Genomic DNA, 19,412 nt, shown 5'->3' on the forward strand with positions numbered 1-19,412 from the left:
GATTGGTTCTAGCTTCAAGCAATTGCTGATTGAACATCATCCCTATTACAATTTAGGAAATCGTCATTTGATCACTTCCTTGACGAGTGACCCTCCTCCTCTTCGCGGGTCTGCAGCTCCTATTAAACCTTGGTGTTCATCTACCATAAGACCATGAATTCCACCATAGAAAAATGGAACTGGATAAAATATATAATCATAACCCAATTTCGTAAGCCTTTCTTTCGTTATGGAGGAAACTTCTTTCTCGAAATAAAAATGATTCTGATCAACGTAATATCGGAAGCTTGATAGAGCTTTTTTAAAAGAAACCTTATGTTTAAAAAGATTGATGAGAAGCCTTGTTAAAATATGAGGTATTCTTGTTCCTCCTGAAGCTCCTATTGTCATAATCGGCCTTCCATTTGAGGCAAGGATCGTTGGTGCTATGTTACTGGCCGGCCTTTTTCCCGGCTCCATACTGTTAGGAGAGTATTTATCTTTTGTGAAGTTCTGTAATTGATTGTTAAGAAAAAACCCATTGATGTACACCCCGGACCCAAATGGATCACTGATGGTGTGTGTCGCAGAAACCATAGTTCCCCATTGATCAGTGACGCTAAAATGAGTCGTGTTATTAACTTCAATTTCTATCGCGTGACTAAAGGGAGTAAACTTTTTTTTTATGATATTTTTCATTAAGTGTTCAATGTAAGACTCACTTAACAATGAGTCTGGTATTGTTACATGAAATGGATCTCCCATCCATTTTTTTCGTTCCAACTGGCACTCATTAATAATGGCTGCCATTAGTTTTAAAAATTCGAAGCTTTGATCTGCATATTGTTCAACTAAAAATGATTCCGCCATCGTTAAAGCTTGAACCAAAGTCGTTCCTGCAAGTGGTGCAGGCGCTGAAATGAGGTCATATCCAGCAAACTGACCTTGTACTGGGTCTCTTGTTTTCATGGAGTACTGCTCAAAATCATCGTCATGAATACCTTCAATTCGATTGATGATTTGGATGGGGATTTTTCCTTCATAAAAGGATCGCGAACCATAATTCCGTACCTTCTGGAGGACCTCTGCCAATTCTTCTTGGATCAAAAGACAACCCATCCCAATAGGACGCCCATTGGGGTAAAAATGTTCGAGGTTTTCATTAAAAAGATGAGTCTGCATTGTTTTTAATCGCTCATGAAGAATAGCGGTTACAAAAAATCCTTTTTCCGCCAATTCGGTTGAGTAACTTACTAACTTAGACCAATCAATAGTTCCCAACTTTTGATGAATGGCCTCCAATCCTTTAAGTAACCCTGGAATACCTACTTGTTCTTTTGAGAGGATACCGGAATTAGGGGCACACTCACGATAGTCAAAAAAAATGGGGTTCTTATTGTCCTGATGTATTAGCATGACCCCTCCGCCTCCGATGCCCGAAGCGTAAGGTTCTACCACTCCGAGTGAGAGTGAGACAGCGATAGCGGCATCAATCGCATTGCCCCCCTTTTCCATTACTTCAATACCAACTTTTGCAGCTTGAGGATGTGCACAACTTACTCCTATTTTTCCCATTGTTGCTCCAATTGAAGAGAAATGGATTCCGTGATTTTAATAATCGAATTGATTAAAGAAGCGAAAGATTGTGCATCTGTATATGGCTTCCGGTACTTAGAATTGATCTCCAGCTGAACACAAGGTATCCTTAATTCTGAATATACGTAAGCGGTAATTGTACCAGGATGTTCTGCAGCAAATGTATCATTTTCTCTTACATCGTGAATTCCATGAGAGAAAAAGGCTTGTTTAATTAAATTCACTTGATCGGGATCAATAGTTTTGCCGTGCATAGTCCCTAGATCGATGTCAAACAATCGAGATGATGAAGCCCCGTGAAGATCCAATACAAAACCTATCGAATGTTGTTCAATTAACTCTCGTAATTTTCTTTTATAGTTTCCACCTATCACATAGTTGGGATCTTCATCTGAAGTACGTTTCGAGCAAATACAATGACAGTCAGTCTTATCCTGAATAAGAAAACCAATAGCTGCAGTAAAATCATCTGCTTCTTTTAACGTATTCTCTCTTTTCTGAACTACCGAATGAGGCATTGATAATAGAAATGGCCGGGACCCAAGCTTTACAGCTATAGGAGAAATTGAGTCTATACTCCCTTGATAGTCGTTCAATTGAAATGGGAGTTCATAAGCTTTGGCTAGTGACACTTGCTGTTGTAAATCCATGCGCCAAACCCTCCTTTGACGATAGTGGAAAATGACAAGCTATCATATGACCATGGTCATATTCCATTAATTCAGGTGTTACTTTTTTACATATTTCTTCTGCATAAGGACAACGATTATGAAAAGAGCAACCATTAGGGGGGGTAATAGGACTTGGCATTTCCCCATGAATCACGATTCGATTATTCCTTTTCCTATTCCTCGGGCTTGATATGGGTACAGAGGATAAAAGGATTTCCGTATACGGGTGCTTAGTAGATGTTATCAGTTGTTCCTTGGTGCCAATCTCCACAATTTTCCCTAAGTACATAACGGCAATTCGACTCGCTATGTATTTAACAGCAGGAATACCATGGCCAATGAAAATATAAGTTAACTGATATTCTTTTTGCAACCGCCGTAACAGATTAAGAATTTGCGCTTGTATGGAAACATCTAAGGCAGAAACAGCTTCATCGCAAACAATAAGTTTTGGTTTTAGGGCTAAGGCTCTAGCAATGGCAATCCTTTGTCGTTGGCCCCCACTGAATTGATGAGGATATCGATTCATTAAATCAGCATTTAAGCCCACTGTCTCCATTAACTCTTGAATGGTTGCTTTTAACTCCTCTTTTTGTAAACTTTTATGAGTTCTAAGAGGCTCAGCAATAATATCAAACACTCTCATTCTGGGATTTAAAGACGAGTATGGATCTTGGAATATCATTTGTATATCTGCTCTTGTTTTCCGAAACTCTTGAGGGGTTAGGTTGCTTAAATTCTTTCCTTCAAAGAGAATCCTTCCATCAGTAGGTCTTAACAATTGAACAATCATCTGGCCTAATGTTGATTTCCCGCAGCCTGACTCGCCGACGATCCCTAACGTTTCCCCTTTTTTCAGTGTTAAATTTATACCGTTTACGGCTTTCAAATAGGCTCTTTTTTTGGGAAACCAGCCATCGGTCACATCAAAATGTTGTTTCAATCCCTGTACCTCAAGAAGGTATTGTTTTTTATCTGCCAATTTAGGTCACCTCTGATTTTGCGTTTTCAGTAGAAAGCCAGCACCTTACTAAATGTCCGTTATTCTCTTCAAGATCAGGAGAGATCGATTTACATTTTCCCATGACATAGGGGCATCTTGTGTGAAACTTGCACCCCATCGGCTTTTCAAACGGACTGGGAACTGCCCCCTCTATTGCTGTGAGCTCCTCGTCTATTTGATCCATTTTCGGAGAACTATTAAACAATGCTTTTGTGTAAGGATGCTTGGGATTATCAAACAAAGAATAAACATCAGCCTGTTCCACCACTTGTCCGGCATACATAACTATTACTCTGTCGGCTATTTCTGCGACAACGCCTAAGTCATGAGTAATAAATAAAATCGATGTCCTCTGTTGTTCGGTTATTTCCTTTAATAATTGTAAGATCTGAGCTTGTATCGTGACATCTAATGCAGTGGTTGGTTCATCAGCAATAATCAGTTTTGGGTTGCCTGATAAGGCCATTGCAATCATTACCCTTTGTCTCATTCCACCACTTAGGGAATGGGGATAGTTTTGATAGACTTTTTCAGGGTGCGGTATCCCTACTTTTATTAGAAGATCGATTGCTTTGGCCTTCGCCTTTTTCTTTGAAATCCTTTCGTGTACCATGATGTTCTCCTGTATTTGGTAACCTACAGTGAAAACGGGGTTTAAAGCTGCTAACGGTTCCTGGAATATTATAGAGATTTCTTTTCCTCTGATTTGAAGTTTTTCTTTTTGTGAAAGACGTGTTAAGTCAAGGTCATGATATAAGATTCTCCCACCTTCAATTTTTCCGGGAGAGTCAATTAAACCAAGGATAGATAAAGAGGTAACGCTCTTCCCACATCCAGACTCTCCAACAAGTGCTACAATTTCTCCTTTATTTATATGAAAGGATACTCCATCAACGGAGGGTATGACTTTATCACCGCTATAAAAATATGTTTTTAAGTCCTCAATCTGTAACAAAGGATCAACCGCATTCATTAATTTGATTCCCTCCTTATATATCATTTTGAATATTTGAACGCGGATCAAAAATGTCTCTTAACCAGTCCCCCACTAATATAATTCCGAGCACAGTTATCGTAATGGCTAAGCCAGGAAATGTCGCTACCCACCAGTGAGTCGCAAGGTAGTCTCTGCCATCACTTAATATCCCTCCCCATGAAACATCTGGAGGTTTTATACCTAATCCTAAAAAACTAAGAGATGCTTCAAGGATTATCGTTGTAGCTACACTAAGAGTGGAAACCACGGAAAGAGATGATACTACGTTCGGTAATAAATGACGGAATAGGATAAAGAAATCCCGAACACCCATCGTTTTCGCTGCTTTTACAAACTCTCTTTCTTTTAAACTTAAAACCTCGCTTCTTACAATTCGGGCATAATTAACCCAGTTTGTGGCACCTATAACAAGTATTAAGGTAATAAGGCTGGGTCCAAAGATACCCAGAATTACTAAAGTGAAGAGTATATTCGGTATAGATAAAAAGGCGTCAACAATCCTCATGAGGACATTATCGATCCATCCCCCGTAATATCCAGATACAAGACCAATCAAAACTCCGATCAATCCAGCCACTACTACCGAACTGATGCCGACTAACAAAGAAATCTGCGATCCGTATATAATTCGGCTAAGCAAATCTCGCCCCATGTTATCGGTGCCAAGCAAGTGTTCCGCACTTCCCCCTTCTACCCAAGACGGTGGTAAAAGAGTTGCAGTAATATCCACTTTAGCTGGATCGTGCGGAGAGATAAATGGTGCAAGCAATGCTATTAATACGACTAATGTTAGAATAAATAAACCCAATACTCCTGTACGGCTTTTAAATATCTGAGAAAATAAAGTTTTCCTTTTTCTAGTTGTGAAAGATTTAACATTGCTCGTTTCGTTTACAAGGGATGGCATTAAATCCCTCCTTTACTTTAGATTAATGCGGGGATCAAGAAAACGGTACATTACATCTGCTAGTAAATTCATCATGATGACTAACAATGCGACCACAAATACACTTGCTTGAACGATGGCCATATCTCTTGTATTAATGGCTTGGATCAATAACTGACCTAAGCCAGGCCAAGAAAAGACGGTCTCAGTAATGATCGCTCCTCCAATGAGAGATGAAGTTTGAAGGGCCATGATTGTGACCACCGGTATTAATGAGTTTCGCAGAGCATGTTTATAAATCACCAGAAACTCTTTTAGTCCTTTACTTCTTGCTGTTCGGATGTATTCCTGATGGAGGATATCCAGCATGTTGGAACGAATCAATCTTGTTATCTGTGCCGCAATTCCAGTACCAAGGGTAATAGCAGGCAAGATTAAATGAAAAATAGTACCCCTGCCGGATACAGGTAAGGCTCCTAAATAAACCGAAAATAATAGGATAAGCATAATCCCAAGCCAAAAATTAGGCATGGCCTTCCCTAACACAGCCCCTCCACTAATAAACACATCGCCAAGAGAATCTTTTTTCGTTGCCGACCATATTCCAAAAGGAATCGAAATAATCGTTGCTACGAATATAGCAGCAAAAGCCAACTCGATCGTAGCAGGTAATCTTTCAAGTACAATAGGGAGTGCTTCCTGACCATACGTAAAGGATTTACCGAATTGGCCTTGCATCAGGTTTCCAACAAATGTCATATATTGGACATGAAATGGTTCATCCAAATTCAATGCTTCTCTAAGGGCTTGCTTATCTTCTTGAGGCGCATCTTCAGGTAACATCAATAGAACAGGGTCACCAGCCATGTAAACTAGTGAAAAAATAATAAAAGAAATAATGAACAAAACGGGAACGGCTTGGATCAAGCGTTTAATAAAATATTTCATGTCTCATCTCCTCGTATGGAAAAGATTTAGATAAGAGTTTTCATACGTTCATATTATTTTTTTGTAATCTCTTGAGCAAATATCATTTGATCCATACGCGGTTTAAAGTTCACCTTATCACTTACCCCATAGCTGTCACTCTGCAGGTACAACATGATATGTGGTCTCTCTTCTGCAACGATCTCTTGTACTTTTCTATATTGCTCCAGTCTATCCTTAGGGTTCATATTGGAATTAGCTTGCGCTAAAAGGGTATCCACTTCGGGATTGGAATAACTAAGCTCTTTTTGTGCCCTTTCTGTTGTATAAACATCCAAAGCAGTCGCGGCATCAAAAAGAGAATTTCCGTTGGCTGCAAAAAACAACTCCTTATTGGCCCCTGCATTCCTCATCTCTGTGAATTTACTCCATTCCATAAAATCAAGGTTCACTTTTATTCCTACTTCTGAAAGCATAGCTGCAATGGCCTCAACTACTTCTTTTCCTTTGAAATAGCGGTCATTAGGAGCATGCAGTGTTAGTTCCAGTCCATTTTTATATCCTGCTTCTTCCATAAGTTTCTTAGCACGTTTTACATCATACAAAGAAGTGTTAAACAATTCTGGATGATCTCCGAAATTACCGGGGGTAACTCTAGTGCGAGTTGGTACTCCTGCCCCTTTTAAAACATGTTCGGTTATTGCTTTTTTATCAATGGCTAGATCTATCGCTTCTCTTACTTTTGGATCTGAGGTAGGAAACTCTTTGTCTACATTTACCCCAAGCAATCCTACTACGTTAGACGCACTGGTGGTGACATCTGTACCATCATGGTTTTTGATTCGTGCGTTTTCGTTAGGCGGTACATTTAAAATGATATCAACTCCACCAGACAACAATTCATTAACGCGAGTCGAATCTTCGGCTATCTTCCTGAATTCGAGTTGATCCCAGTCTTTGACTTCACCCTCGTAATATTTGTCAAAAGGCTCTAATACCAGACGGTCATCTCGTTTCCACTCCACAAATTTAAAAGGACCAGAACCGATCGGATGTTTTAAAAAAGCATCCCACCCTTTTTCATCAATATATTTTTTCGGAAGAATTCCAGAGCCGATTCTTGAAAGGCGATTCAAGAGGGCTGGCTGAGGTCCATCAGTTATGATTTGAAAATGTAAATCGTCTAATACTTTAACTTCCTTAATTTGCTTATACTGCGAATTTTCTTTTAACGTTTGATCTTTAGAGACTCTATCTAAGGTGAACTTAACATCTGAAGACGACAGTGGATCTCCATTATGGAAAGTAACACCTTCTTTGAGTGAAAACTCCCATGTTGTATCATTTACCAGTTTGTAAGTATCGACTAGATCCGGTTTGAATTCTAAGTCTTCTGTTCTTTTGAATAAATAATTAAACATATTAACGTGAATCGCTTCTGTCGTGATTGTATTGTGGTTATGAATATCAAAGGAAGCCATATCAACGGGCATACCAATCGTAAGTGTGCGGTCTTCTTTATTGCTTTGGGCAGACCCCTTATTATTTTGTGGACTCGTAGTTGAATTTGAACACCCTGCCAACATCACGCAACAAATGGTCATGCAAATGAAAATGGATTTAATTAACCGGCTCATTGTTACCTCCCCAATTTTTGTGAATTTTTTGTATTTCTGTTTTCAAACAAGTATTCTAATACAAATTCTGCCAGTAAAGCTGCACCTAACGGTAAGGCGTCTTCATCAATATCAAATAAAGGATGGTGATGTTGATAAATAAACCCTTTTTCTTCGTTACGAGTTCCTAACCTGAAATAAAGACCTGAAATATGTTCTGTAAAATAAGAGAAATCCTCGCCTCCCATTGAAGGTTTATCAATGTTAAAACAATCAGGGGCAAGTATACTGGCTGCTGTTTTTTGTAAAAGAGGGATCAAAGACGGATCATTAACAACCGAAGGATAACCGGTCATATATTCCAATTCATAAGTCGCACCAAAACTATCGCAAAATCCTTTCACAATCTTTTCTAACTTTTGAGGAATAAGAACTCTCGTTTGTAAGTCTAAGGTTCGAATGGTACCTTCCATTTTTACTGATGGAGCAATTACGTTTCTTGCAAAACCGCCCTCAATTTTTCCAATGGTAATGACGGCAGGATTTAAAGGATCAATTTGCCGGCTTATAATTTTTTGGAGGCATGAAATGATATCGGCGGCAATTGTAACAGAGTCCACTGATTTGTGAGGATGTGCAGCGTGCCCACCTGTTCCATGAACGACAAGATTGAATCGGTCAGAGTTCGCTGTACAAGCATTTGGACAAACACTAATCTGACCTGTCGGTAAGGAAGGCTGTACGTGTAGAGCCACCACTGCATTGACTTTCGGGTTCTCTAACACACCTTCTTGTATCATCGCCCTTGCTCCTGCCAAACCCTCTTCAGCAGGCTGAAACACTAGTTTTACATTTCCCTGCTTTAATCCAGTTTCACATAGGAGTCTGGCCGTACCGAGCAGAATTGCAGTATGTGCATCATGACCGCACAAATGAGCCGCATTTTTATATATAGAAGAATAGGAAACGGTTTTTTCGTCATGTATGGGAAGAGCATCCATATCAGCTCTCAGCATAATGGTTGGACCTTCCTCTTCTCCTCTAATCATGGCAGCTATGCCCGTACTAGCCAGATTCTGAATTTCATCAATTCCTAACCTTTTCAGTTCTTCTGTAACAATGGAGGACGTTCTAACTTCGTTAAAACCCAATTCTGGATGACGATGGAAGTCCCTTCGCCACTTAATCAAATCGTTTTGCATCCTTATTGCCTTCTCTTTAAGTGAAAAAATCTTACTCCCCTCCTAAATGTTTTGATAATTTATTGTCAGTTTATTGGTATATGAAATTTGTTACAATAGACATTTTTTATTAATGAATTCAGGTGAAATAAACTACAAACAGAAGCCTTATTTCAACGGGCTTTTGACTAAAAGCATGCGACAATTTTTAATCTGGTTATTTTTCATACAACAAAAAATGACGGTCACCTTAAAACCGTCATTTAAACTGTTTTATATTGTAATCGAAAATTATTTGGTGTAATTCCAGTCGTATCTTTGAATACCCTTCCAAATGTACGTTCGGAATATCCAATAGCTTTTGCTATTTCTGAAATCGTGAGATTCGACTGTATCAAAAGTTCTTTTGATCTTTCAATCTTCATTTTTGTTATATACTGTATAAAACTTTCCCCTGAGACCTTTTTAAATAATTTGCTAAGATACGGACTGCTTAAATTAACCTCTTCAGCAACAGAGGTTAAAGTAAGATCCAATTCAATATGATCTTGAATATATCTTTTTACGTATTCAACGGTTTTAATTCCTTTATCCTCACTTAAATTTGAAACTTGTTCAAATAAGTAAGGAAATAATTCGTTATTAAACCATTTCTTTATTTGTTGTTGAGTGGCTAAGTAAAATATTTCTTTTACAGGCTTTTGGATTAGAAGTTCGGTTGGTGTGTCACCGAGTTCATCCATTGTTCGATAAAGGGATGTATATAGCATGTAATATGCATGATGTAATTGAGTGATTGAGGTGCATTTCTTCGCAATTTCTTCCACAAATTCATCAAAAAGGACTGAGCAAGTCGCTCGATTATTATTTTTAAGTTCTTTAAGAATTCTGTTTTCAATTACATATGGATACGAAAACAGTTTTGTTGATTCTAGTTGCTCAAAATCAATAATCTCCTGTCTTGGGTTAATGATACGATAGTTTAAGGAAACGATTGCCTCTTGATAAGATTTTGCTAAGTCATCCCATGATTCATGCATTCGTCCAATGCCAAAGTATGAAACCATTTTAAGATAGGTTTGAAGAGAATGCTTAATATTTACGGACAATTGATTAGCTATTGACTGTAATTCCATTTCTACCAGGTTTTTATGAAGCTGCAAAATAATAATCGTTCTGGTATTGTCCATCGTTTGAACAAGAAACCCTTTTAAATTTTGGCTTACTAGAATTTCATTGATGATATTATCGATCGCAAAAAATAATAAATCATTATCATTTTCTTTAAAAGCATCATTACATTCAAGATCTTGCATTTCCAAAACAAGCACCTGGATCTTACTTTGATAATCCAGATTAAATGCTTGAAGGGCAGCTGTATTTATTCCGCGATTTGAGTGATTAATATCCCTGCTTATTAGCTTTAATAAAAAGAAATTACGTAACCGGTACAGATTATTTTTTTTCCACATGTCCAATGCAGTAACTTGTTGTACTAGCCGATTTCGATCCTGATTGATCAATTTCCATTCATCTTTTTGATACCCGTCCAATGATAGATTTGTCTGTTTAATATACTGAGATATAGGTTTAGCTAACCTTCTTGTAAAAAAATAGGTGTAAATAAAACTCAATATAATTAAAGCTCCTGCAACTACTAAATATAATGAGGCAGCTTGATGATGGGTAAATAGGATCGAATTTGGAATCCGATAAACAGTAATAAGATCACTGGATAACGATTTTCCATAAAAAAATGTTTCTTTCCTGTTATCATCTTCAAAATAACCGTTTGAGACGGAAGATCTTGTAATTTTCTTATAGTTATGATCATCAAACAGGTAATTCCCTAATTTAGATTTATCGGAATGAGAAATGATTTTTCCATCGGTATTTATAATAAAGATTTCACCAGATTCAGCGTATTCCTCTAATTCAAACGTACTTGACAACGCTCTTTCATAAATATGGACAGCCAGGTAAGCTTGTGGAAAATTAGTGATCACCGGAACGGGTTGATAGTAGGTTAAAACGTCAATGGTATTCTGTTGTTTACTATAGCCCCAGTCTGGCTTTCTTATGGCTTGAACATTCCGGTAAAGATCTAGTGTGTCACTCGACAACGATTTCTTGACTCCGTTTTCACTAGATATTAATAATTTTTGACTCGGTACATACAAATCTACACTATAAGCATCTTTCAAGGATTTTTGAAGTTCCTTTAATTTATTGTGTATTTCATTTAATTGAGCTTGATCGTCTCTCAATTTCTTATTATAAATCCCCTCATTTAACGAATCGTCAGAAACCACGTTTCTTGTTGACTTGCTTACATACTCCAACTCCGCATCGATTCTCTCTTTTACTTGTCTTATAGTAAGAAGGTTTGATTGAATAACCTGCTTATTCCCTTGGAAGATAAAATAAGATGACGAGAAACATAAATACAAGAGGATAGGAATTGTAACGCCAAGCAATGCATAAATAAAGATTGATCTGCTATAGTTTTGCTTATGCCACATCATCACAATCTCCTCTCTCAATATGACTTAGTAACCAATAGTGAGAATATTTAGGCATTTATTGTTAAATTATATCATGTAAATTCATGATTTATTGTTAAATCACCATTTTCCTTTTGACATAGGAAGGGGTCCACCCGTAATCAGGTTTCCTTCATCCTTCCTCGTAGACGTTCTTAACCAGAAGCCAAACTCCCATCTAGTCCCTTGAAACAAATATAAATAAAAAAACTTCCCCGATAAGAAGAAGTTTTACAGACGCTTTCTAACCTTATCTTCCAGAATATGTTCTGCTGGATTTAGCACCTTCTAATATTATCAGCGGCTGCCGGGTATCATCAGGCCAGTCCCTCCACCTCTCTCGATAAGACGAAAAAATATTTCATTAAAATTAATCCTACTACAATACTTGGTTCTTGACCGGCTAAAAAGTTGTAATTATCTGCTTTTCCGCCACAAGCGTATAGGTTTTCGGAAGTCCAATATCATGCATTTTATGGTTCGGCTCCTCCTCTAAAGCCTTTATCACGAGGCCCGACTGCCCGACAATGGTTATGACTTCCCCGATTGTCCATTTTCTTTGGACAGCCTTGGAAAGCTTTTGCTGTTCTTCCTCTGGCAGATGTTTTGAGAAAGCCACGGTCTGCGTTTCGATCGACGGGTCAAAATAATTGCCTGTCACCTTGTGCTTCTTGCCGGAGGACGTGATCAATTTTGTTGAAATAGGGTGGAACTCATGCAGAATGAATCTTCCGCCCGGTTTTAATAGCCCCTTAACCAAATGAAAAAGCGGCTGAAGGTCAATTAAATAGTGCAGTACGCCGAGCTCCATTAGAACGATGTCAAAATCCGCGTTCAAATGTTCTTTTGGCAGGGATAATACATCAGAAACGGCATACTCAATGGAAACATCGGCCTCAGCTGCCAGCTCCATGGCAAAAGCGGCATTTTCTTTTGAAAAATCCACGACCTTAACCTGTGCACCCAATAGGGCAAGGGCTGTTGCTTTTACCCCGTTGGATCCCATCAGATGGGCAACCTTTTTGCCAGAAACATTATCTAAATATTTATAAAATGGGTACAGTCTCCACTTTGGATTTTGTTTAATCTTGGCCGCAATTTCTTCCGGTTTGCCATACCTATTAACCAGAGCTAGATAGTTGTTCTGGTTCCAGGCTTGTTCATTTTGGCCGGTAAATTCATTTTGCTTCCTTGCCAAATAAGCATGGATTTCTCCGCTGTGTTCAGACATTCCGCTATCATACAGATATTTGTACAAAGATTGGCACCAGAGCTCTGCTTCTTCCACATATACCGAAATTCGATAGGGATCCGTTTTGACCGTTGTATTGAATAAGCAGTCTACCGTGATACGTATATCATCCATGTCAAAATAAAAATCGGCCCACTCGGGATTTCTCTTGATTTCAGAAGGTGAATAAGCAGAAAAAAGGTTGTATGTATGATTGAATAAATCCCATTGTACCGAAACCGCTATGTTAGAAAGATCATTTACCTCCACACCCTGTACAAAAAGCGCAGAAGTACCCGTAAATTGATAAGAGATCCCTCCCTGTTCTAAGGAAGTTCCGACGGCCAGGAGGGTATTAAAATAATTTGTTTTCATGAAATCCTCCAAAATACTGCATTTCTATGTAATGTCTCTACCTATTTTAACAAAGAAGAGAGGTACTATTCTAGTTCACCAGTGAATGCTTAAACGCATAAATCACTGCCTGTGTCCGATCCTGTACTTCCAGCTTGCTTAAAATATTGCTTACATGGACCTTAGCCGTCTTGAGGGCGATAAACAGCTCATCCGCTATTTCCTGATTAGTTTTTCCCTCAGTCATTAGAAGGAGGATTTCCATTTCCCGGTTTGTCAATTGCTCATGGGGAAATTGAATATTGCGGGAGCGCATCTTTGCCATCACTTTGCCGGTTACTTCAGGTTCTAGGACGGACTGCCCATGATATGTCGAACGTACAGCGTCTGCGATTTCACTTGCCTTTGACGTTTTCAACATATAGCTGGTCGCTCCGGCTTCGAGGGCAGGATAGACCTTTTCATCATCAAGAAAACTGGTCACAATGATGATTTTGGCTTCCGGCCATTCTTCAATAATCGCGCGGGTCGCTTCAATCCCGTCCACTTCCTTCATGACCAGATCCATTAAAATGATATCCGGGCGCAAACTTAAGGCAAGTTCTACTGCCTCCCCTCCATCATCCGCTTCCCCGATCACCTCAATATCAGGCAGTGAAGAAAGATAAGAGGAAACACCAATTCGAACCATTTCATGGTCATCAACAAACAATACTTTAATCATCACTTAGACCTCCTGCCGGCAATGGGACTTTCACTTCGAGCCTTGTCCCTTTATTGGGGACACTGACAATCTTCATTGTCCCGCCTATTTCAACAGCTCTTTCATGCATATTTTGCAAGCCGTACGAGCCTGTTTTTGCTTCATTCACATTAAAGCCGAGACCATCATCCACTATGCGCAAAATAATTAAGCCATCCCTGCCAATCAAGAGAACCTCCAGCGCGTTTGCTTTTGCATGCCGCAGTGTATTAGATACGGATTCTTGAAGAATGCGGAACAGATGATCTTCTACCCCTCGCTCTAACGGAATCGGTTCGACCTTCCATGAAATATCCATGGGAACCTTCTGTGATAATTCCTCCAACAATTCTTGAATTCCTTCCTGAAGGGACTTATCATGCAACGGAACCGGGCGCAGATGCAAAAGCAAAGCCCGCATTTCAAGCTGTGATTGATGGATCATTCCCTCAACCATTTTTAATTGTTTTGTTTCTGCGTTCTCTGTAGCCGGCCTCGATTCGGTTATCGCTGACATGAGCATCGATGCGGCAAATAGCTGTTGGCTGACCGAATCATGGAGTTCGCGGGCGAGGCGATTGCGCTCCTGCGAGACTATTTCCCGGACAATTTTTTCTCGATCGGCGACTTTCTCACTTGCCATCCTTTGTGACATTTTCGCCTGTTCGGACACATGCTTGTGAACATTTTCAATCCTCGCTGAAATCGTCGACAATTCCTGGACAGAATAGGTGCTTTGCCCAGATGGAGCGTTGCCCTGTTCAAGCTGATATAAAGCATCTTCTACTCCCTGAAGCCTCCTCCTCCACGACAGGCCTGAGCTTATTCCCAAAATAAGCCCGATAAATAAGCTAAAGCCGGGCAAAAAAAGAATAAAGGGCAAACCCATGACTTCTTTTTTCCACAACAGGCTCCAATCTTGCAAGGGAAACATAAAGAAAACAATCCCCGCCAGAAATACGGAGAATAAGAATGCAACAATAATTCCAGTTACAATTTGGCGGGCCATGATACTCATATACGCTTCACCTCTATATCTCCCGTTAGAACAGAGGTGATGATTTTCATTTTCTGGGCGGCATGTTGGTAATCTTCAGTCTGGTAGGAAAGGATCTGATTGAATACCCTCGTCTCCTGATGTTGAAAAATGGCTGCCTTTCCGGCCACCACTGAATGATGGATGCTTATTTCTATATCATAAGGGACAAAAATCTGGATATTCCCTATCAAATTTCTAATCGAAATGACCGCTTCCCCTTTTGGAAGAATCGTGTTGCTTAGATCAATAATTGTATCGCCGATGCCCCCCTGAATGTTTATATCATTCCACTCATACATGTGCTCAGGTGTTTTTTGACGGCCAAACCATTTATTTTGAAGTAAAAAACCCGTTTTGAGTATAGGCTCTTTTTCCGAGCTCCCATGCAGGCTTCCTGGCTCAACTAATAATGGTATTATGACTTCGGGATTTTTTTTTGATTGGTAAAAAACAAGAATGAGATGTACAAGAATGGCTAAAAGAAAAAACTTAAAGATCATCATGTTCACAACAGTTATAACTGTCCCAATCAGTCCGATCCAAAACATGATTTTCCCCCGTTTCCGGGGATATAATTTCCGTCCAAAATACGTTAATCCAATTGTAATCGCTAGGGAGAATAATAAACCCCCATTAAAAAATGAGATTTCCAGAAAAAGCAGGATGATTCCAATCAATAAAATCCAGCCAATATAGTCGGTTTTCATATGTTTGAACATGGGGTACCTCCCTTCATTAACTGGACCTATAAGAAAAGCGTAAGCGCCTTTAATAATGAACGTCGACTAAGAACCGCCACGTCCTGTGGCGAACGTCGACGTCAGCGCATCCATGCGCAAGTCCGACAAGCATAAGACAGATCCCGAAAGAAGGCGCTTTTTGCCTTCTGTAGGGAGCTGGCTTATGACCTCGAGGGGCTAGGCGCTGGAGCTAGACACCTGTACACATTGAGAAAGTTGTAGTTATCTTTAAAAAAGGCGCAGAAATCTACGCCTTTTAAGAATACCATGACTCCGTTACGAAACTGAATGGGTTTCGTTATTTTTCACTTCTTTTTCAAGCTGGGCGATTCGTGCATCAATCGTATTGCGGTGATAGGAAGAGGTAACCAGGTGCTCCAGCTGGTCGAGATAAGATTCCATTTCTTCGAATCTTGCCATTGGTTGGTTTGAATAGGTTGTTGATTCTAACACCTGGTTCATGCGGTGATGTGCTCGCGCCATGTTTTCACGGCCCATTAATTCCAAACGTTTAAGGTTCATATCCTTTAGCTTATGTTTCATTTCTTCATATTTGCGCTCGAGCTCATCAAGCTGCTTTACTGCCTTTTGGAGTGCCTCCTTTACCTTTAGGGAACGTTCCTCGTATTGAACGCTTTCCTGAACCGCAAATTCCTGCAATTCTGATTCATCTGCTTGTGCTGCAATTTCCGCCTGATGCCGCCGCTTTTCGGCAAGATCTCTGGCATGCCTATATTCCCTCGTAAACTCTTCTTTTAAGAGGAACTGGCGTTCAACCAGTTTACGCACCTTCTCCGTTTCCTGCTCACACTGTCGCAGATATTGATTCAACAATGCAATCGGATTTTTTTGCTCTTTCTGGTCCAGCATTTCGTGAAAATCAGCTGTAATGGTATTTTTAAGTCTTGTAAATAAGTTGCTCATGATTATTCGCTCCTCTTTTATGATCTTTCTAAATCTGCCCATTGCCTTTCAAAACTAACAAAGGGATCTGCTTCTTCTTTCATGACCGTTTTTTTGGACTCAGTCCACTTTTTGTAAACAAGGTACAAAACATACGCCGCTGCTACTCCAACAATGGACGGTATATTTGAAACCGATGCAGCAAGTGCTGCCAGGCCGATGAGACCCCAGACAATTTTCCTCGATGTAGATTCTGTTTTCATAAATTGCTTGAATACAAAGTAAAGAATCACAAGACTGATGGCCAAGCCGATCATCGGACCGACATTCACTAGTAGTACACATGCCGCGATTCCCCCTGCTAGTAGTAAGCCGAATTTCTTCATTTTGACGTTCCTCCTTTCATATTTCCAGCTTATCTATTTTTCGCTTTTTCCATCATGTACCAGAGCTATATTTTTAGGTAAGACTTGAGGCTTAGAGGGTTTGGACAAAGAAAAAAACCCGAATCGCTCCGAGTTCTGCTTTTATTATTCAGTTTTGAACGCCAACCGCAAACTAGCTCTAGCTGCATCCACCAATGCCGCATCCTGCTTATCAATACCGTAAACAAGCAAGACTATGGACGAGTATATCGATTTAAACAATGCAATTGACTTTGTCTCATCATCGACGTTCCCATAATGTTCAAAGAAAATTCCCCGACCTTTTACCGGCAAAAAGCTATAGATTAACGATAGATCAATAGCCGGGTGGCCGATATGGAACACTACAGATCGTTCAGCTTAAAAACAGTATTATCAAAGCCTTCTCCCAGTTCTATAAGGCTCTCTATTTTCAGCTATGGACACTGGGTCAAGATTAACTCTCCCGCATGATCCTTTGTTACAAGGTATTCAGCATCCCATGGCTTGTTCATTGCAGCGACCTCACTGCGGTATTTATTTTCTTCTTCCGCGTGAATCCTTTGTGTGCCTCTTACGGTTTTCAGAACGATGACTGTCAGACAGCTTCCCTTTTCTTCTACCTTCACCTTTTATCTTTGACGGTGAGCCACCGCGTTCCTTTCGGCTGTTTTGATTGTTATCTTTCGTCTGTTTGAAGGTCTTTTCCTTTTCTGTAGCATTACTTTGCCCTTTTTGCATTCGGCTTACCCGGGAATCAGACGGAATTTTCACCCCTTCAACTTGCTTGCGTTCTATCGTTGCCTGTATCCCCTTTTCAATCGAAGCCAATTGCTGACGGTCTTTTGCGGCAATAAATGTAATCGCAATTCCCTCTTCTCCAGCCCTTCCTGTTCTTCCAATCCGGTGAATATAGCTTTCAGCGTCTTCAGGAACATCATAATTAAATACATGTGTCACACCTTCGACATCAAGCCCTCTTGCTGCCACATCAGTCGCCACAAGAAGATGGATCGCAGCTTCACGAAATCGTTTCATGACTCGCTCCCGCTTGGATTGCGATAAATCGCCGTGAAGTTCTTCCGAATTGTAGCCAGCGTTTTTCAAGGCATCATTCAGTTTGTTTACCCGCCGCTTCGTTCTACAGAAAATAATCGCCATAAAGGGCTGCTCTTCGTTTATCACTTTAAACAAGGCTGCCTGTTTCCCTCTGTCAGTCGTCTCAATGACAAGCTGCCTGATCTTTTCGACTGTAATCCTGTCACTTTTTACAGAAATCGTGACCGGCTTATGCATAAAGCGACGGGCAATCGAATGTACCTGGTCAGGCATTGTCGCTGAAAAAAGCAATATTTGTCTGTCTGAGGGAACCAAGTCGATGATTTCTTCTACTTCCGGCAAAAAGCCTATATGGAGCATTTGATCAGCTTCGTCAAGGACCAGTGTGGAAACGTTGCCCAAGTTGATCGTTTCTCGCCTAACATGATCACGCAGCCTTCCTGGAGTTGCGACAATTATAGATGGAGGGTCCTTAAGCTTTTTCATCTGCCGCTCTATATCCTGCCCACCATATACGGCAGCAGCGTACATTCCTTCAAAAGCACTCAGGAGTTTGGTTAATTCCATTGTAATTTGAATGGCCAGTTCCCTGGTTGGCGATACAATTAACGCCTGAACTTGATTTAACTCAGGTTTTACTTTTTGGAGAATAGGAAGCAAAAAGGCAAGTGTTTTACCAGTTCCCGTTTTGGCCCTTGTGATTACGTCTCTTCCTGCAGCTATTTCAGGTATGGATTTTTCCTGTATTGGTGTCGGGGAAGTGATTCCACTATTTGTGAGAATCTTTTCAAGTTCTGTACCTATTCGAAGTCGGGCAAAATTCATGTATCCGTCCTACTTTCCTTCTTCTCGTTTTGTTCGCTTAGTATACCATAAACACCTTCTGTAGCTTTATGTTTTCGATGAGTAAAAGAAAGATGCCTGCATTCATGCAGGCATCTTCTCTAAAACTATTTATTCATTTGTGCCAGGAAGTCTCCCAGTAGGTCATCGAGGCTTTCTTCACCGCTTGTTTCCTGTTCACTTTTCTCTTTTGAGTCTTCAATTACTGTATCGTTCCAATCAAATTCGTCTAAATCATTGTCATTCTCCAGAAGGTAAGATGCTTTCTCATTCAAAGCTACAGCTTCTCTGTTAGTTCGTTCATTTAAATCCTCTGTATCTTCCTGAAGATATAAAGCTTTGTCAATTTCAATCTCATTGCTGTTCAAAGAAGCGAGCAGGGCCGTTGCCCTTAACGGATCAGAGAGCAACTGATAGATGATACTGCCCAACAGTGCTTCCGAATGAGCATGCTTCAGCCAATCCCGTTGTGTTTTGCTTAATTTTTGCGGCAGAGGAATCGTGATCATTTCCCTGTCCTGAAAAGAACTGTTTCCTGCTCCTTCTATAACAAACTCGGCAATTTTGCTTGAAAAGTTTCTTTTTTCCGTTTCTTTAAGCTGTTGGATCTGTCTTAAAATATGATCAGGAGTATCAGAGGGGAGGCGGAAAGTAATCGCCTGTCCCCTTTGGATTCCTGCCGGAGTTGTTTTTTTCAT

Annotated in this window: 18 protein-coding genes and 1 riboswitch; all 18 genes read right to left on the bottom strand. The window is 40.0% G+C overall.

Annotated elements, in window-relative coordinates; translation table 11 throughout:
• Window positions 1–63 precede the first annotated feature (63 nt).
• The 18 genes from ELQ35_RS04360 to ELQ35_RS04445 all read right to left on the bottom strand — a co-directional run bounded on the left by ELQ35_RS04360 (window position 64) and on the right by ELQ35_RS04445 (window position 19,412).
• Entirely contained in the window at window positions 64–1,554 is a 1,491-nt protein-coding gene (locus ELQ35_RS04360) for a gamma-glutamyltransferase family protein (RefSeq protein ID WP_126863608.1), read from the bottom strand.
• Complete coding sequence (locus ELQ35_RS04365; protein ID WP_126863609.1) at window positions 1,542–2,225, bottom strand: N-formylglutamate amidohydrolase; 684 nt, start codon at window positions 2,223–2,225, stop codon at window positions 1,542–1,544. Before ELQ35_RS04365 ends, ELQ35_RS04360 begins: the two co-directional genes overlap by 13 nt.
• Entirely contained in the window at window positions 2,185–3,228 is a 1,044-nt protein-coding gene (locus ELQ35_RS04370; RefSeq protein ID WP_126863610.1) for an ABC transporter ATP-binding protein, read from the bottom strand. The genes ELQ35_RS04365 and ELQ35_RS04370 overlap by 41 nt, the downstream gene beginning before the upstream one ends.
• Before the next feature lies 1 nt (window position 3,229).
• Entirely contained in the window at window positions 3,230–4,222 is a 993-nt protein-coding gene (locus ELQ35_RS04375) for an ABC transporter ATP-binding protein (RefSeq protein WP_126863611.1), read from the bottom strand.
• Between the two features lie 16 nt (window positions 4,223–4,238).
• Window positions 4,239–5,153, bottom strand: a complete 915-nt coding sequence (locus ELQ35_RS04380) for an ABC transporter permease (protein ID WP_126863612.1) — start codon at window positions 5,151–5,153, stop codon at window positions 4,239–4,241.
• A gap of 12 nt (window positions 5,154–5,165) precedes the next feature.
• On the bottom strand, window positions 5,166–6,080 hold the full coding sequence (locus ELQ35_RS04385; protein ID WP_126863613.1) for an ABC transporter permease: 915 nt from the start codon (window positions 6,078–6,080) through the stop codon (window positions 5,166–5,168).
• A 53-nt stretch (window positions 6,081–6,133) separates the two neighbouring features.
• Window positions 6,134–7,696 carry an ABC transporter substrate-binding protein gene (locus ELQ35_RS04390; protein WP_126863614.1) on the bottom strand — a complete coding sequence of 521 codons (1,563 nt, stop codon included), beginning with the start codon at window positions 7,694–7,696 and terminating at the stop codon, window positions 6,134–6,136.
• 2 nt (window positions 7,697–7,698) lie between these two features.
• Complete coding sequence (locus ELQ35_RS04395) at window positions 7,699–8,877, bottom strand: M20 metallopeptidase family protein (protein ID WP_126863615.1); 1,179 nt, start codon at window positions 8,875–8,877, stop codon at window positions 7,699–7,701.
• 242 nt (window positions 8,878–9,119) lie between these two features.
• Window positions 9,120–11,378, bottom strand: coding sequence for a helix-turn-helix domain-containing protein (locus tag ELQ35_RS04400; RefSeq protein ID WP_185861654.1), 2,259 nt, complete (start codon window positions 11,376–11,378; stop codon window positions 9,120–9,122).
• A 268-nt stretch (window positions 11,379–11,646) separates the two neighbouring features.
• Window positions 11,647–11,749, bottom strand: a riboswitch (SAM riboswitch).
• Between the two features lie 53 nt (window positions 11,750–11,802).
• The gene (locus ELQ35_RS04405; protein ID WP_246025966.1) at window positions 11,803–13,005 is read right to left on the bottom strand and encodes a class I SAM-dependent methyltransferase; all 1,203 of its coding nucleotides are present in this window, start codon (window positions 13,003–13,005) and stop codon (window positions 11,803–11,805) included.
• Window positions 13,006–13,075: 70 nt separating this feature from the next.
• On the bottom strand, window positions 13,076–13,708 hold the full coding sequence (locus ELQ35_RS04410) for a response regulator transcription factor (protein ID WP_126863617.1): 633 nt from the start codon (window positions 13,706–13,708) through the stop codon (window positions 13,076–13,078).
• The gene (locus ELQ35_RS04415) at window positions 13,701–14,744 is read right to left on the bottom strand and encodes a sensor histidine kinase (protein WP_126863618.1); all 1,044 of its coding nucleotides are present in this window, start codon (window positions 14,742–14,744) and stop codon (window positions 13,701–13,703) included. The genes ELQ35_RS04410 and ELQ35_RS04415 overlap by 8 nt, the downstream gene beginning before the upstream one ends.
• The gene (liaF, locus tag ELQ35_RS04420; RefSeq protein ID WP_126863619.1) at window positions 14,741–15,484 is read right to left on the bottom strand and encodes a cell wall-active antibiotics response protein LiaF; all 744 of its coding nucleotides are present in this window, start codon (window positions 15,482–15,484) and stop codon (window positions 14,741–14,743) included. The genes ELQ35_RS04415 and liaF overlap by 4 nt, the downstream gene beginning before the upstream one ends.
• A gap of 297 nt (window positions 15,485–15,781) precedes the next feature.
• Complete coding sequence (locus ELQ35_RS04425; RefSeq protein WP_126863620.1) at window positions 15,782–16,429, bottom strand: PspA/IM30 family protein; 648 nt, start codon at window positions 16,427–16,429, stop codon at window positions 15,782–15,784.
• 17 nt (window positions 16,430–16,446) lie between these two features.
• Entirely contained in the window at window positions 16,447–16,794 is a 348-nt protein-coding gene (locus ELQ35_RS04430; RefSeq protein ID WP_126863621.1) for a lmo0954 family membrane protein, read from the bottom strand.
• A 144-nt stretch (window positions 16,795–16,938) separates the two neighbouring features.
• Complete coding sequence (locus ELQ35_RS04435) at window positions 16,939–17,178, bottom strand: hypothetical protein (RefSeq protein ID WP_126863622.1); 240 nt, start codon at window positions 17,176–17,178, stop codon at window positions 16,939–16,941.
• Window positions 17,179–17,349: 171 nt separating this feature from the next.
• A complete protein-coding gene (locus ELQ35_RS04440) occupies window positions 17,350–18,696 on the bottom strand; it encodes a DEAD/DEAH box helicase (protein ID WP_126863623.1) in 1,347 nt (448 codons plus the stop codon).
• Between the two features lie 125 nt (window positions 18,697–18,821).
• Entirely contained in the window at window positions 18,822–19,412 is a 591-nt protein-coding gene (locus ELQ35_RS04445) for a hypothetical protein (RefSeq protein WP_126863624.1), read from the bottom strand.

This window comes from Peribacillus cavernae (assembly GCF_003989135.1).
Lineage (GTDB): Bacteria > Bacillota > Bacilli > Bacillales > DSM-1321 > Peribacillus > Peribacillus cavernae.